The organism is Pseudomonas panipatensis, from assembly GCF_900099785.1.
Classification (GTDB): domain Bacteria; phylum Pseudomonadota; class Gammaproteobacteria; order Pseudomonadales; family Pseudomonadaceae; genus Pseudomonas; species Pseudomonas panipatensis.
Genome location: NZ_FNDS01000005.1, coordinates 1 through 15,315 on the forward strand (window position 1 = coordinate 1; position 15,315 = coordinate 15,315).

Here is a 15,315-nt window from a genome sequence, read left to right on the forward strand (position 1 = left end):
CCCTGGAAGAACACCAGGTCGCCGCCGTGCTCGTCGGTGGGGGCCTGGAAGAAGTAGTTGAAGCCGATGTCGTAGAGGGTCGCCGAGGACGCGAAGGTGGAGATGTGGCCGCCCAGGTCGGGGTCGTGCTTGTTCGCCTTCATCACCATGGCCAGTGCATTCCAGCGCACCAGCGAGCGGATGCGCCGCTCCATGAACAGGTCACCGGGCATGCGTGCCTCGTGGGTGACCGGAATGGTGTTGCGATAGGGCGTGGTGATGGCGTAGGGCAGTTGGGTGCCGGTGCGGCTGGCCAGCTCGCCCATGCGGGTCATGAGGTAGTGCGCGCGCTCCTCACCTTCGCGATCGAGGACGGATTCCAGGGCGTCCAGCCACTCCTGGGTTTCGACGGGATCGAGGTCTTGCATGGCTTGCTCCAGGGCGGAAAGGCTTCCAGAATCGGAAGCCAGTGGGTCGTTGCCAATGCAGCGCCAACCTTGTGGGCGGCGCCGCGAATTCTTGGAAGTGCACCGGGCTGTTCCGGCGGGTTGTAGTTTTACTACAAAACGCCATTCGATACAGCCCTTCGTGGAAAAAAGTTAGTAGTAAAACTACAGGCGCCCATTTGGCGGGGCTTCCGCAGGGCTGCCGTTCATCAGGATCGATGCATGACTCTGCCGTCCCTGGCCGCTTTGCCGGCCACTCTCAAGCCTCTCGCCGAGCGCGCGGGGCAGTCTTTCCACGCCGCCGTCGCCAATCTTCCCGTCGAACTGTCCAGCCTTTACCAGCAATGGTCCGAAGAGCGGCACGGCAACTTTGCGCGGGTCTGCGCCGCCAGTGATTTCGTTGCCGAACAGGCCGGGCGCGATCCGGCCATGCTGCTGGAGCTGGCTGCCGGGGGAGAGCTGGAGCGCGAACTGCGGCGCGGCGAGATGCGCGCGCAGTTGGAAGCCTGGCTGGCCGACTGCGCCGACGAAGATGAGTTGGGCCGGCGCCTGCGCCGTTTCCGCCGGCGCCAACAGGTGCGCATCATCTGGCGCGACCTGACCCGTGCCTGCGATCTGGCGGGCACCTGTCGCGATCTCTCCGATCTCGCCGATTGCTGCATCGACCTGACCTACCAGTGGCTGTATACGCGCCACTGCCAGCAGTTCGGCACGCCCATCGGCCACCGCTCGAACCTGCCGCAGCATCTGGTGATCCTCGGCATGGGCAAGCTGGGCGCCGGCGAACTGAACCTGTCGTCGGATATCGACCTGATCTTCGGCTATCCGGAGGGTGGCGAAACCCAGGGCGCCCGCCGTGCCCTGGACAACCAGGAGTTCTTCACCCGGCTCGGACAGAAGCTGATCAAGGCGCTGGACGCCATCACCGTCGATGGCTTCGTCTTCCGTGTCGACATGCGCCTGCGTCCCTACGGCTCCAGTGGTCCGCTGGTGCACAGCTTCGCCGCCCTGGAGCAGTACTACCAGGACCAGGGCCGCGACTGGGAGCGCTACGCGATGATCAAGGCGCGGGTGGTCGGGGGGGATCAGGACGCCGGCCAGCGCCTGCTGGAACTGCTGCGGCCCTTCGTCTACCGCCGCTACCTGGACTTTTCCGCCATCGAAGCGCTGCGCAACATGAAGCAGCTGATCCAGCAGGAAGTCCGGCGCAAGGGCATGAGCGAGAACATCAAGCTCGGCGCTGGCGGCATCCGCGAGGTGGAATTCATCGCCCAGGCCTTCCAGTTGATCCACGGCGGCCGCGACCTGAGCCTGCAACAGCGGCCGCTGCTGCGCGTGCTGGCCATCCTCGAAGGCCAGGGCTACCTGCCGCCGGCGGTGGTGAGCGAGTTGCGCGAGGGTTACGAATTCCTGCGCTACACCGAGCATGCCCTGCAGGCCATCGACGACCGCCAGACACAGATGCTGCCGGACGACGAGCTGGCGCGCATCCGCGTCGCGTTCATGCTGGGTTTCGCCAACTGGTCGGCTTTCCACGATGCGGTCAATCACTGGCGCGAGCGCATCGACTGGCACTTCCGCCAGGTCATCGCCGATCCTGACGAGGACGAGAACGGTGACGCCGGCAGTGCCGGGCCGGGCGCCGAGTGGCTGCCGGTGTGGGAGGAGCAGGTGGATGAGGAATCCGCCTGCCGCCAGCTCGCCGATGCCGGCTTCGCCGAGCCGGCGGCGGCCTGGAAACGGCTCATCGACCTGCGCAATGGCGCCCAGGTGCGCGCCATGCAGCGCCTCGGTCGCGAGCGCCTGGACGCCTTCGTCCCGCGCCTGCTGAACATGCTCGCCGAACACGAGCACCCGGACCTGACCCTGGAGCGTGTGTTGCCGCTGGTGGAAGCGGTGGCGCGGCGTTCGGCCTACCTGGTGCTGCTCACCGAGAACCCCGGCGCCCTGGAGCGCCTGCTGACGCTGTGCGCGGCCAGCCCGATGGTGGCCGAGCAGATCGCCAGGTTCCCCATCCTTCTCGATGAGTTGCTCAACGAGGGACGCCTGCTGCGTCCGCCGCAGGCGCCGGAGCTGGCCGCCGAGCTGCGCGAGCGGCTGATGCGCATTCCCGAGGATGACCTCGAACAGCAGATGGAAACCCTGCGCCATTTCAAGCTGGCCCACGGTCTGCGCGTGGTTGCCTCGGAAATCGCCGGAACCCTGCCGCTGATGAAGGTCAGCGACTACCTGACCTGGCTCGCCGAAGCGATCCTCGAACAGGTCCTGGCGCTGGCCTGGAACCAGCTGGTACAACGCCACGGACGGCCGCTGCGCGCCGATGGCACGCCCTGCGACCCGGACTTCATCATCGTCGGCTACGGCAAGGTCGGCGGCCTGGAGCTGGGCCATGGTTCCGACCTCGACCTGGTGTTCATCCATGATGGCGACCCGCAGTGCGAAACCGACGGCGCCAAGCCCATCGACGGCGCGCAGTTCTTCACCCGCCTGGGGCAGAAGATCATCCACTTCCTGACGACCCAGACCACCTCCGGTGCGCTCTATGAGGTGGACATGCGCCTGCGTCCGAGCGGCGCCGCCGGCCTGCTGGTGAGTTCGCTGGGAGCTTTTCTCGCCTATCAGGAAGGCGAGGCCTGGACCTGGGAGCACCAGGCCCTGGTGCGTGCCCGCGTACTGGCCGGCTGCCCGCGGGTGGCCGGCGAGTTCGAAGCGATCCGCGCGCGGGTGCTCGGGCGTCAGCGCGATCTGCCGGAGCTGCGCCGCGAGGTGAGCGAGATGCGCGCCAAGATGCGCGATAACCTGGGCACGCCGTCGACCGCCGCCGGAACCGCGGCGAATGCCTTCGAAGCCACGGCCGCCTTCGATCTCAAGCAGGATGCCGGTGGTATCGTCGATATTGAATTTATGGTGCAATATGCGGCCCTTGCCTGGTCGTGGCAGCACCCCGAGTTGCTGCAATTCACCGACAACATCCGCATTCTGGAAGGGCTGGAGCGGGCTGGCCTGATCGCCAGCGAGGACGTCCGCTTCCTGCAGGAAGCCTACAAGGCTTATCGCGCAGCCGCGCATCGCCTGGCATTGCAGAAACAGCCAGGGGTCGTGAGCGGAGACCGTTTCCATGAAGAACGCCGCGGAGTGATGCGGATCTGGCGCGAGCTCGAGCTCACCTGATCCCGGGCAGTACGCAGCGGTTGCCGAGGGCGTGTGCCCCGGTGGCCGAATGACGAATTTCTGTGAGGAGCTGGCAAATATGTCGATGGCCGATCGTGATGGCGTGATCTGGTATGACGGCGAACTGGTGCAGTGGCGCGAGGCGACCACCCACGTTCTGACCCACACCCTGCACTACGGCATGGGCGTCTTCGAGGGCGTGCGTGCCTACAACACCCCGCAGGGCACGGCGATCTTCCGTCTGCAGGCGCACACCGACCGCCTCTTCGATTCGGCGCACATCATGAACATGAAGATGCCGTTCTCGAAGGAAGAGATCAACGAAGCGACCCGCGCCGCGGTCCGCGAGAACAACCTGGAAAGCGCCTACATCCGCCCGATGGTGTTCTACGGAAGCGAAGGTATGGGCCTGCGCGCCAGCGGCCTGAAGGTCCACGTCATCGTCGCCGCCTGGCACTGGGGCGCCTACATGGGCGAAGAAGCCCTGGAGCAGGGCATCAAGGTGCGCACCAGCTCCTTCACCCGCCACCACGTGAACATCTCGATGACCCGCGCCAAGTCCAACGGCGCCTACATCAACTCGATGCTGGCCCTGCAGGAAGCCATTTCCGGCGGCGCCGACGAAGCCATGATGCTCGACCCGGAAGGCTACGTAGCCGAAGGTTCCGGCGAGAACATCTTCATCATCAAGGACGGCGTGATCTACACCCCGGAAGTCACCGCCTGCCTCAACGGCATCACCCGCAACACCGTGCTGACCCTGGCCGGTGAGCTGGGCATCAAGGTGGTGGAGAAGCGCATCACCCGTGACGAGGTGTACATCGCCGACGAAGCCTTCTTCACTGGCACCGCCGCCGAAGTCACGCCGATTCGCGAAGTGGACGGCCGGCAGATCGGCATCGGCCGTCGCGGCCCGGTCACCGAGAAGCTGCAGAAAGCCTACTTCGATCTGGTGTCCGGCAAGACCAGCGCCCATCCGGAATGGCGCACCCTGGTCAAGTAAGCTTCAGTCAAGAGCATGACGGGGAGGCGCTAGCCTCCCTGGTCGTTTCTGGAAAGCGCATGAGAATTCTGATCGTAGGGCCGTCCTGGGTAGGCGACATGGTGATGGCGCAGACGCTGTTCCAGTGTCTGAAACAACAGCATGCCGCGTGCGAGATCGATGTCCTGGCCCCCGAGTGGAGCCGGCCGATCCTTGAACGCATGCCCGAGGTGCGCCAGGCCCTGAGCTTCCCGCTCGGCCATGGTGTGCTGGATATCGCCGCGCGGCGGCGCATCGGCAAATCCCTGGCGGGTCGGTACGACCAGGCCATCCTCCTGCCCAACTCGCTGAAATCGGCGCTGGTGCCGTTCTTCGCCGGCATCGCCAAGCGCACCGGCTGGAAGGGCGAGATGCGCTATGGCCTGCTCAACGACATTCGCACGCTGGACAAGCAGCGCTACCCGCTGATGATCGAGCGCTTCATGGCGCTGGCCTATGCACCGGGCGCCGAGTTGCCCAAGCCTTATCCGCAACCGCGCCTGTCGATCGACGCGCAGAGCCGCGACGCGGCCCTGACCAAGTTCGGCCTGAGCCTGGACCGTCCGGTGCTGGCGCTGTGCCCCGGCGCCGAGTTCGGCGAAGCCAAGCGCTGGCCGGCGGAGTATTACGCCAAGGTCGCCGAGGTCAAGATTCGCGCGGGCTGGCAGGTGTGGATCTTCGGCTCGAAGAACGATCATCCCGGCGGCGAGGAGATCCGTTCGCGGCTGATCCCCGGGCTGCGCGAAGAGGCGCTGAACCTGGCCGGCGAAACCGCCCTGGCCGAGGCCATCGACCTGATGTCCAGTGCGTCCGCGGTGGTCAGCAACGACTCCGGTCTGATGCACGTGGCCGCTGCGCTGAATCGCCCGCTGGTGGCGGTCTATGGTTCCACCTCGCCGCAGTTCACCCCGCCGTTGGCCGATGCGGTGGAAATCGTCCGCCTCGGTCTGGAGTGCAGCCCCTGCTTCGACCGCGTGTGCCGTTTCGGTCACTACAATTGCCTGCGCGAGCTGAAGCCGCGGCCGGTGCTGGAGGCGCTCGACCGTCTGGTCGCCGATCCGGTGGATGTGGAAGACCGCTGAATGCGTGTGTTGCTGATCAAGACGTCGTCCCTCGGCGATGTCATTCATACCTTGCCGGCCCTGACCGACGCCGCCCGCACCATCCCTGGCATCCAGTTCGACTGGGTGGTGGAAGAGGGCTTCGCCGAAATCCCGGCCTGGCACCCGGCGGTGGCCCAGGTCATTCCGGTGGCCATCCGACGCTGGCGCAAGAACCTCTGGCAAACCCTGAAGAATGGCGAGTGGCGCCGCTTCAAGCAGCGCCTGCGCGAGGTCGACTACGACCTGGTGATCGACGCCCAGGGCCTGCTCAAGAGTGCCTGGCTGACCCGTTACGTGAAGAAGACCCCGGTTGCCGGGCTCGATCGGCAGTCGGCCCGCGAGCCGGCGGCCAGCCGTTTCTACGACCGCGGCTATCCGGTCGCCTGGGGCCAGCACGCGGTCGAGCGGGTGCGCCAGCTATTCGCCCAGGCCCTGGACTACCCGCTGCCGGCATCGGTCGGCGACTACGGTCTGGACCGTACCCGCCTGCTCGATGAAAGCGCCGCCGCGCCTTACCTGGTGTTCCTCCATGGCACCACCTGGGTGACCAAGCATTGGCCGGAGCGCTACTGGCGCGAGCTGGCCGAGCGCATGGGCGAGCGTGGCTGGTCGGTGCGCCTGCCCTGGGGCAATGCCGCCGAGCAGGCGCGCGCCGAGCGTATCGCCCAGGGCTTGGAAAATACCTCGGTGCTCCCCAAGTTATCCTTGGCCGGCATGGCCAAGGTGCTGGCCGGCGCATCCGCCTGTGTGGCGGTGGATACCGGCCTCGGCCACCTCGCCGCCGCACTGGACGTGCCGACGCTGTCGCTGTTCGGCCCGACCAACCCCGGCCTCACCGGCGCCTATGGGCGCTCGCAGGTGCACCTGGGCAGCGATTGGCCGTGTGCGCCCTGCCTGCAGAAAACCTGCACCTACCAGCCGACGGCCGACGACAAACGCCAGTTCGACCTGCGGCATGAACAGCCGCTGTGCTTCACTCGCCTCAACCCGCAGCGTGTGGCGATCCAGCTCGAGGCCCTGCTGCTGGCCCCGGAGACGCTTCGATGACCCTGGCTTTCGTCCTCTACAAATACTTCCCCTTCGGTGGGCTGCAGCGCGACTTCATGCGCATCGCCCTGGAGTGCCAGAAGCGCGGTCACGCCATTCGCGTCTACACGCTGATCTGGGAAGGCGAGGTGCCGCCGGGCTTCGAGGTGCTGGTGGCGCCGGTCAAGGCGCTGTTCAACCACAAGCGCAACGAGAAGTTCAGCGCCTGGCTGCGCGCCGATCTGGCGCGGCGTCCGGTGGACCGGGTGATCGGCTTCAACAAGATGCCCGGCCTGGATGTCTACTACGCGGCCGATCCCTGCTACGAGGACAAGGCGCAGACCCTGCGCAATCCGCTGTATCGCCAGTTTTCCCGCTATCGGCATTTCGCCGGCTACGAGCGTGCGGTCTTCGATCCGCGCTCGAAGACCGAAATCCTGATGATCTCCGAGGTGCAGCAGCCCTTGTTCGTCAAGCACTACGCCACCCCGGCGCAGCGCTTCCACCTGCTGCCGCCGGGCATCGCCCAGGACCGCCGGGCGCCACCGAACGCCGCGGAAATCCGCGCTGAGTTCCGTCGCGAGTTTCAGTTGGGCGAGGATGACCTGCTGCTGGTGCAGATCGGCTCCGGTTTCAAGACCAAGGGACTGGATCGCAGCCTCAAGGCGGTCGCCGCCCTGCCGCGCGCGCTGCGCAAGCGCACCCGGCTGATCGTCATCGGCCAGGACGACCCCAAGCCCTTCCTGCTGCAAATGAAGGCCCTGGGCATCTCCGACCATGTGCAAATCCTCAAGGGCCGAAGCGACATTCCGCGCTTCCTGCTCGGCGCTGACTTGCTGATTCACCCGGCCTACAACGAAAACACCGGCACCGTGCTGCTGGAGGCGCTGGTCGCAGGCCTGCCGGTGCTGGTCACGGACGTCTGTGGCTACGCCCACTACATCGCCGACGCCGAGGCGGGGTGCGTGTTGCCGACCCCCTTCGAGCAGGAGAGCCTCAACCGCATGCTGGTGGAGATGCTCGAGGACGGTCCGGCGCGCGCTGCCTGGTCGCGCAACGGCCTGGCCTATGCCGACAGCGCCGATCTCTACTCCATGCCGCAACATGCCGCGGATGTGATCCTGGCGGAGCGCCCATGAAGCTGGAACTGCACGAGCCCTTCCAGCGCCTGTGGGCCGGCAAGGACCCCTTCGTCGAGGTCGAGCGCCTGCAGGGCAAGGTCTACCGCGAACTCGAAGGCCGCCGCACCCTGCGCACCGAAGTCGAGGGGCGCGGCTATTTCGTGAAGATCCACCGCGGCATCGGCTGGGGCGAGATAGTCAAGAACCTGCTCAGCGCCAAGCTCCCGGTGCTCGGCGCCGGCCAGGAACAGCGCGCCCTGGAGCGCCTGCACCGGGCTGGCGTGGCGACCATGACCTCGGTCGCCTATGGCGAGCGCGGCAGCGATCCGGCACGCCAGCACTCCTTCATCATCACTGAGGAACTGGCGCCCACCGTCGACCTCGAGCAACTGTCGCTGAACTGGCGACAGCAGCCGCCCGAGCCGCGTTTCAAGCGCGCGCTGATCGCCGAGGTGGCGAAGATGGTCGGCACCATGCACCGCGCCGGGGTCAACCACCGCGACTGCTATATCTGCCACTTCCTGCTGCACACCGAGCGCACGCCGAGCGCCGACGACCTGCACCTGTCGGTGATCGACCTGCACCGTGCGCAGACCCGCGCCGCGACACCGCTGCGCTGGCGCAACAAGGACCTGGCGGCGCTGTATTTCTCGGCGCTGGACATCGGTCTGACCCGCCGCGACAAATTGCGCTTCCTGCGCGGTTACTTCTGTCGGCCGCTGCGTGACATCCTCCGCGAGGAGGCCGGGCTGCTCGCCTGGATGGAGCGCAAGGCGGCCAAGCTCTACGATCGCAAACAGCGCTACGGGGACCTGCTCTGATGTCGCGCCGGTCCGTCCAGGGCGAACAGTGCATTGATCAGGTGCAGGACGTCGAGGAAGCGGCCGGCAGTGCGCGCGGGGGGCACGACCAAGGTGTCGCTGCTTTCGCTGGCGCGGGCGGTTATCGTCGGCAGCTTGGCCATTTCCATGAGGGGTGCGCGTGAACGACTACATCGCTGCGGATGACCGTGCTCGCCTGGAGCAGGGCGGGTTGGCCGATTTCGCTGCGTTATGGGCGCAGCCCTTGCCGGCGGCGGACGCGCCGAAAACCCTGCGTGGCGGCTGGAACAGTGTCCAGCGCCTGGAACTCGATGGCATCGCCTACACCCTCAAGCGAGAGCGCCAGCAGCGGCTCGGCGGCCTGCTGCGCTGGCGCGGCGGGCTGAGCGTTGTGCGTGAGTTCCGTAACCTCCAGCGTTACGCCCAGCTTGGCATTCCGGCAGTGCAAGTGGCTTTTTTCGCCGAGCAGTGCGAGCAAGGGGAGCACCGTGCGGTGCTGCTGACCCGTGCGCTGGTTGGCTGGCGTGGCCTCGATGCCTGGCTGGAGGATTGGGCCAAGCTGGCCGTCGAGAAGCGCCAGGCGATCCTGCGCGCGTGCGGCATGCTGGCGCGCAGGCTGCACGAGGCGGGGCAGAAGCACGGCTGCCTCTATCCGAAGAACATCTTTCTGCGCGAGTCGGCCGACGAGCTCCAGGCCTGCCTGATCGGCCTGGAAAAGACCCGTCCGCTGTGGTTCGGCCTGTACGACCGGGTCAAGGACCTGGAGCCGCTGCTGCGCCGCGTTCCGGACTGGGGAGAGGCTGACGTCCGGCAATTCTTGTCGGCGTACCTGGGCAACTCGGCGACGGGCGTGGAAGTCGATCATTGGTACCGGCGCCTGGGCGCACGGCGCCGCAAGAAGGAGAGCCGCGGGTGAAACTGGCGGAACTGCAACGCAGCGGGCGCCAGCCCGCGCTGCCGCTGCGCATCGAACTGGCCGATGGCGCCGGCCCGGCGGAGCTGCGCCTGGATAACCTGCTGCGCGTTCTGCCGGGGCGGCGCTATGTCGGCGCCGGCAATTGGCGCGGGCGCCAGGTGCTGGCCAAGCTGCTGGTCGGCGCCAAGGCCGCGCGGCACTTCCAGCGTGAGCGCGACGGCGTGCGGCTGCTCGCCGAACAGGGTCTGAGCACGCCCCTGCTGCTGGCCGATGGTCTGCGCCCAGGCGAGGGCGGCTGGCTGTTGTTCGAGTATCTCGATAATGCCCAGAGCCTGGCCGAGGCCTGGAAGGCGGTGGCCGACCTGGCGCCGCTCGCCGATGCCCAGCAGGCGGTGTTGGGCGAGGCCCTGGCGGCCATCGCCGAGCTGCATGCCAAGGGCCTCTGGCAGGAAGACCTGCACCTGGACAACCTGCTGCGCCACGACGGGCGCCTGTACCTCATCGATGGCGCCGGCATCCGCGCCGAAACCCCGGGCCAGCCGCTGTCGCGCAAGCAGGTGCTGGAGAACCTCGGGGTGTTTTTCGCGCAACTGCCGCACAGCCTTGATCCCTATCTCGAAGAGCTGCTGGTGCACTACCTGTTGGTCAATGGCGAGCATGCGCTGCCGCTGGAGGCCCTGCAGAAGGAGATCGCCCGCGTACGGCGCTGGCGAGTCGGCGACCTGTTGAAGAAGATCGGCCGCGATTGCAGCCTGTTCAGTGTGCGTCGCGGCGCCTTCGGCCTGCGCGCCGTGCGCCGTGAAGAGGAGGCTGGCCTGGCGCCGCTGCTGGCCGATCCCGACGCCTTCATTGACCGGGGGCATATCTACAAGACCGGCGGTGCGGCTACTGTGGCCAAGGTCGAGCTGGATGGCCGGCCGCTGGTGGTCAAGCGCTACAACATCAAGAACCTGCTGCACTGGTTCAAGCGCTTCTGGCGTCCCAGTCGAGCCTGGGGCTCCTGGCGCGAGGGCAATCGCCTGGAATTCCTCGGCGTCGCCACCGCGAAACCCCTGGCGGTGCTGGAACGCCGCTGGCTGTGGCTGCGCGGTCCGGCCTTCCTGATTACCGATTACCTGGAAGGCCAGGATATAATCGCCCGTTTCAAACCCTATCTGGACGATCCTGATGGGGCCGGCATGCCGCCGGAAGCCGAGTTGAAGGCCCTGGACAGTCTGTTCGCAACCTTGTTGCGCGAGCGTATCAGCCACGGCGACCTCAAGGGCCACAACCTGTTCTGGCAGGCGGTTGGCGACGGGGGCCGCTGGGCGCTGATCGATCTCGACGCCATGCGCAAGCACCACGGCCAGGCCAGCTTCGAGCGCGCCTATGCCCGTGACCGCGCGCGTTTCCTGCGCAACTGGCCGGAGCACAGCGGGCTGTATCGGCTGCTGGATGAACGCATACCCAAGACCGGCGTCGAAGCGGGAGCTTGACCCCGGGAAGTGAAGGCTCCGACGAGCCACCGAACATCATCGCCGAAGCCCCGCGTCATGGGCTTGCGGCTTTACCAAGAGGCAACACCAGTGGCATTGACCATCCTCGGCCTGTCCGGCGCCGTAAGCCATGACCCTTCCGCCGCCCTGTACATCGACGGCAAGCTGGTCGCGGCTGTCGAAGAAGAGCGCTTCGTCCGCGACAAGCACGCGAAGAACCGCATGCCCTACGAGTCGGCCAAGTTCTGCTTGGAGCGTGCCGGCATCAAGCCCTCCGAGGTCGACGTGGTGGCCATTCCCTTCGCCCCCGTCAGCCTGTTCGGCAAGGCCCGCTGGCACTACGCCAAGCGCTACGCCTACGCCCCGGATCGCGCACTGGACGCCATCCTCCTCGGCAATCGCCGCTACAAGCGTTACTACAAGCGCATCGAGTGGTGCCTGCAGCAGCTCGGCTTCGACCTGAAGAAGGTCAAGATCCAGCCGGTCGAACACCACCTCGCCCACGCCTCCAGCGCCTACCACTGCTCCGGCTTCAAAGAGAAGACGGCGATCCTCGGGATCGACGGCAAGGGCGAATACGCCACCACCTTCTTCGGTTATGGCGAGAACGGCAAGATCCACAAGATCAAGGAATTCTACGACCCGGACTCCCTCGGTGGCCTCTATGGCGCCATCACCGAGTACCTCGGCTTCGACATGCTCGACGGCGAGTTCAAGGTCATGGGCATGGCGCCCTACGGCGACGCCAGCAAGTACGATTTCTCGCGTCTGGCCAAGTTCGAGAACGGCGAGCTGGTGATCAACACCGACTACGCCAACGTCATCGGCTTCCGTCGCTACAAGGAAAAGGGCAAGGGCTACTACTTCTCGCCCAAGCTGATCGAGTGGCTGGGGCCGAAGCGCGAAGGCGACATCGCCGACGACCCCTACATTCACTATGCCGCCAGCATCCAGGCACTGTTCGAGAAGCTGGCGCTGGAAATGATGGACTACTACCTCGGCGACATCCTCCGCGAAACCGGCAAGATCGCCTTCGCCGGCGGCTGCGCGCTGAACGTCAAGCTGAACCAGAAGATCATCTCGCGCCCGGAAGTGAAGGAACTCTTCGTCCAGCCCGCGGCCAGCGATGCCGGCACCGCGGTCGGCGCCGCCGCCTATGTCTCGCACCAGCGCGGCGTGCCGGTGGAGAAGATGGAGCACGTCTACCTCGGCCCGGACTACAGCAACGAGGATGTCATCGCCGCCTGCGCCCGCCACGAGGCCAAGCCGAACTGGCGCAAGATTGACAACGTCCCTGAGTTGATTGGCAAGGTGCTCGCCGACGGCAACCCGGTGGCCTGGTTCCAGGGTCGCATGGAGTTCGGTCCGCGCGCCCTCGGCGGCCGTTCCATCCTCGGCTGCCCGAGCGTGCCGGGCGTGGCCGACCGCATCAACGCGCAAATCAAGTTCCGCGAGCGCTGGCGGCCCTTCTGCCCGTCGATGCTGGATACCGTCGGACCGCAGATGTTCAAGATCGACCACCCGGCGCCCTTCATGACCTTCACCTTCGAGGTCAACGAAGAGTGGAAGACTCGCGTGCCGGAAGTCGTCCACGAAGACGGCACCTCGCGTGCCCAGGTGCTCAAGCGCGAGTTCAACCCGCGCTACTACGACCTGATGAAGGAGCTGGAGAAGCTCACCGGCAACGGCGTGGCGCTGAACACCTCGCTGAACCGCCGCGGCGAGCCGATGATCTGCTCGCCGACCGATGCCTTGAACATGTTCTTCGGCTCGGACCTGCAGTACCTGATCATGCAGGACATCCTGGTGGTCAAGGAGGGCGCGGCGCCCTATGACTCGCTCGGCTGAACCGCGGGTCCTGCAATTCTGTCACGGCTATGACGGGCCGTTCCTCGACTGTGCCCGTCAATACGCCAGTCTTTTCGCCGGTACCGACTACCGGGTGACGACGGTGTTCCTCACTGGCGCCCCGGACCCCGACGTGGCGGCCGCCTGCGCCAGCGACGAGGTGCTCTTCCTCGACTACAGCTCCAAGGATGTGCGCGGCCTCAAGCTGCGGGCGATTCGCGACCTGCGCGAGATCGCCCGCTCGCGGGATTTCCGCTTCTGCATCGCCCATCGCTTCAAGCCGACTTGGGTCGCCATGCTGGCGACGCGTTTGCCGGTGATCGGCGTTCACCACGGTTTTGGCGATTACCGCCGGCTCGGGCGCAAGCTGTTCGCCAAGCTGTTCGCCAAGCGCCTGGGCTTGCTGGCGGTATCCAACGCGGTGCGCGACGAACTGCGTGCCTGCCTGCCGAGTTGGCCCGCGGAGCGTATAGAGACCTTGTACAACCGTATCGACCTGGAGGCGCTGCGCGCCATCCAGGTGGATCGTTACGTGGCGCGCAAGCAATTGCGCCTGCCGGAAAACGCCTGGATCGTCGGCAACGTCGGGCGTCTGCACCCGGACAAGGATCAGGCCACGCTGCTGCGGGGCTTTGCCGAGGCGCTGCCGCAGCTTCCCCACGACAGCCTGCTGGCGATTCTCGGCAAGGGGCGCCTGGAGGATGAGCTGAAGGAGCAGGCCCGCGAGCTCGGCATCGCCGAGCGCGTGCTGTTCCTCGGCCAGGTGCCCGAGGCGCGGCGCTATTTCAAGGCCTTCGACGTCTTCGCCTTGAGTTCCGATCACGAACCCTTCGGCATGGTGCTGCTGGAGGCCATGGCCGCCGGCGTGCCCTTGATCTCGACCGCGGGAGGCGGTGCGGGGGAAGTGGTAGAAGGCTTGGGAATCCTCTTCCCGCTGCGCGACGCTGCCGCGCTGGGGCAGGGGCTGCGGCACCTGGCTGCGCTCGATCGGCAACAGCGCGAAGCCTGTGCGCGCTTGATGGACGAGCGCCTGCGCGCGTGCTTCTCCGATGAGGCGGTGCGTCAGGCGTTCTGGCATTTGCCGATGTTGCGCCACTGGCTGGGCGGCGGGAGTCGTTAAGCGGGGGCGCGGTTCGGAGCGCGCCTGACTGATCTGCGTGGCATCTTCCGTCGCTCGCGCACCCTCGGCGGGGCCGATGCCGTGGCGCGGACAGCCGCTGGCCGGTGCCTTGACCCATCCCCATGCAGTTGCATACGCTTCGCCGTCCGCCTGGTTTTGGCTGCGCCCAACCTGCAGGCGCGATGACAGGTGCTGTGTTGCTTCTGCCCGTTGTCCGGTTAACAGTGCCCCAAGCCCGCTCGCGCAGGCTTCGTGAGTTTTGATTTGCCCACGGGCCTGGATGCGATAGGTGATTCTTGAAAGTCCTGTTTCTGGTTCAAAAAGAACAACGTGCCATCCTGGACCGCCTCTACGAGGGGGTCGCCGCGCATTGCGATTGCGATCTGCGCTGGCTGAGCAGCGAAGAGCAGGCTGATCTGCGCGGATACTTCCGCGAGCACGTCGATATGGCGCGCTACGACCGCATCCTCTTCTTCCTGCGCTTCAAGAAGGAAATCCGCCAGGTTTCCTTCATTCGTCGTGTGCCGAACCTGGTGATCCTCGAGCACGACGCCTACCAGAACTACATTCCCTGCAAATACACCGGCAAGTTCAGCGCTCACTACCGCCGCCTGCCCTGGGCGCGGGTGATCAGCTCCGGCTTCATGGTCAGCGAGCGGCTGCGCCAGGAAGGCTTCGACGCGGTCTTCGTGCCCAAGGGCTACGACCAGTCGATGTTGCATGACCTGGGCCGCGAGCGAGACATCGAGCTGGCCTTCCTCGGCAGCACCGGGAGTGTCGCCTACAGTGGACGCAAGGCGCTGCTCGATGAGTTGGCCAAGGAAGAGAACCTGCTGGTGACGCGCACCGAGTCCGGTGAGGATTACCTGAATACCCTGAACCGTATTCGCTTTTTCGTCAGCGCCGATGTCGGCATGGGCGAATACATGATCAAGAATTTCGAGGCCATGGCCTGTGGCTGCGTGCTGCTCGCCTATGACCAGGGCGAGGCGGAAAACCGCGCGCTGGGTCTGGTCGATATGCAGAACCTGGTGCTGTATCGGGACATCCCTGAGCTGCGCCGCAAGCTCCAGGTATTGCGCGAGGATCCTTCGCTGGCGGCGCGCATCGCCGAGCAGGGGCGCGCGCTGGCGCAAGTTTCCTTCGGTTTCGGGCGGATCGGTGAGCGCATCGTCGAAGCGATGGTGCCGCCCTTGCGTGAGCGTCCGACGCCGGGTCCGCTGCAGCGTTTGCGCTGGGCGTTGGGATTCTGAGTCGTCGCGATGACG

The 15,315-nt window shown here is 66.0% G+C and carries 11 protein-coding genes and 1 pseudogene; 11 read left to right on the top strand and 1 reads right to left on the bottom strand.

The window, feature by feature from the left end:
- A pseudogene (gene aceE / locus BLQ74_RS12600) lies at window positions 1–407 on the bottom strand (pyruvate dehydrogenase (acetyl-transferring), homodimeric type); the annotation flags it as partial.
- Between the two features lie 240 nt (window positions 408–647).
- Between aceE and glnE the strand changes: the two are divergent.
- The 11 genes from glnE to BLQ74_RS12655 all read left to right on the top strand — a co-directional run bounded on the left by glnE (window position 648) and on the right by BLQ74_RS12655 (window position 15,300).
- Window positions 648–3,596 carry a bifunctional [glutamate--ammonia ligase]-adenylyl-L-tyrosine phosphorylase/[glutamate--ammonia-ligase] adenylyltransferase gene (gene glnE, locus BLQ74_RS12605; RefSeq protein WP_090262920.1) on the top strand — a complete coding sequence of 983 codons (2,949 nt, stop codon included), beginning with the start codon at window positions 648–650 and terminating at the stop codon, window positions 3,594–3,596.
- Between the two features lie 79 nt (window positions 3,597–3,675).
- Window positions 3,676–4,599 carry a branched-chain-amino-acid transaminase gene (ilvE, locus tag BLQ74_RS12610; protein WP_090262921.1) on the top strand — a complete coding sequence of 308 codons (924 nt, stop codon included), beginning with the start codon at window positions 3,676–3,678 and terminating at the stop codon, window positions 4,597–4,599.
- Between the two features lie 59 nt (window positions 4,600–4,658).
- The gene (gene waaF, locus BLQ74_RS12615) at window positions 4,659–5,699 is read left to right on the top strand and encodes a lipopolysaccharide heptosyltransferase II (protein ID WP_090262922.1); all 1,041 of its coding nucleotides are present in this window, start codon (window positions 4,659–4,661) and stop codon (window positions 5,697–5,699) included.
- Entirely contained in the window at window positions 5,700–6,767 is a 1,068-nt protein-coding gene (gene waaC, locus BLQ74_RS12620) for a lipopolysaccharide heptosyltransferase I (RefSeq protein ID WP_090262923.1), read from the top strand.
- Complete coding sequence (locus BLQ74_RS12625) at window positions 6,764–7,885, top strand: glycosyltransferase family 4 protein (RefSeq protein ID WP_090262924.1); 1,122 nt, start codon at window positions 6,764–6,766, stop codon at window positions 7,883–7,885. Before waaC ends, BLQ74_RS12625 begins: the two co-directional genes overlap by 4 nt.
- Window positions 7,882–8,688, top strand: a complete 807-nt coding sequence (gene rfaP, locus BLQ74_RS12630) for a lipopolysaccharide core heptose(I) kinase RfaP (RefSeq protein WP_090262925.1) — start codon at window positions 7,882–7,884, stop codon at window positions 8,686–8,688. The genes BLQ74_RS12625 and rfaP overlap by 4 nt, the downstream gene beginning before the upstream one ends.
- A 160-nt stretch (window positions 8,689–8,848) precedes the next feature.
- Window positions 8,849–9,604: a lipopolysaccharide kinase InaA family protein gene (locus BLQ74_RS12635; protein ID WP_090262926.1), complete on the top strand. Its 756-nt coding sequence runs from the start codon at window positions 8,849–8,851 to the stop codon at window positions 9,602–9,604.
- On the top strand, window positions 9,601–11,079 hold the full coding sequence (locus BLQ74_RS12640; protein WP_090262927.1) for a lipopolysaccharide kinase InaA family protein: 1,479 nt from the start codon (window positions 9,601–9,603) through the stop codon (window positions 11,077–11,079). Before BLQ74_RS12635 ends, BLQ74_RS12640 begins: the two co-directional genes overlap by 4 nt.
- Window positions 11,080–11,169: 90 nt before the next feature.
- Window positions 11,170–12,927 (top strand): carbamoyltransferase family protein, encoded by a 1,758-nt coding sequence (locus tag BLQ74_RS12645; protein WP_090262928.1) that lies wholly within the window; start codon window positions 11,170–11,172, stop codon window positions 12,925–12,927.
- Window positions 12,911–14,047 carry a glycosyltransferase gene (locus BLQ74_RS12650; RefSeq protein ID WP_090262929.1) on the top strand — a complete coding sequence of 379 codons (1,137 nt, stop codon included), beginning with the start codon at window positions 12,911–12,913 and terminating at the stop codon, window positions 14,045–14,047. Before BLQ74_RS12645 ends, BLQ74_RS12650 begins: the two co-directional genes overlap by 17 nt.
- A 296-nt stretch (window positions 14,048–14,343) precedes the next feature.
- Window positions 14,344–15,300, top strand: a complete 957-nt coding sequence (locus BLQ74_RS12655; RefSeq protein WP_090262930.1) for a glycosyltransferase family protein — start codon at window positions 14,344–14,346, stop codon at window positions 15,298–15,300.
- Window positions 15,301–15,315: the final 15 nt, after the last annotated feature.

Excerpts from the sequence above, each read along its gene's own strand:
- rfaP (WP_090262925.1), top strand. The coding sequence starts at position 7,882 with ATGAAGCTGGAACTGCACGAGCCCTTCCAGCGCCTGTGGGCCGGCAAG.
- waaC (WP_090262923.1), top strand. The coding sequence starts at position 5,700 with ATGCGTGTGTTGCTGATCAAGACGTCGTCCCTCGGCGATGTCATTCAT.
- BLQ74_RS12625 (WP_090262924.1), top strand. The coding sequence starts at position 6,764 with ATGACCCTGGCTTTCGTCCTCTACAAATACTTCCCCTTCGGTGGGCTG.
- waaF (WP_090262922.1), top strand. The coding sequence starts at position 4,659 with ATGAGAATTCTGATCGTAGGGCCGTCCTGGGTAGGCGACATGGTGATG.
- ilvE (WP_090262921.1), top strand. The coding sequence starts at position 3,676 with ATGTCGATGGCCGATCGTGATGGCGTGATCTGGTATGACGGCGAACTG.
- BLQ74_RS12650 (WP_090262929.1), top strand. The coding sequence starts at position 12,911 with ATGACTCGCTCGGCTGAACCGCGGGTCCTGCAATTCTGTCACGGCTAT.
- glnE (WP_090262920.1), top strand. The coding sequence starts at position 648 with ATGACTCTGCCGTCCCTGGCCGCTTTGCCGGCCACTCTCAAGCCTCTC.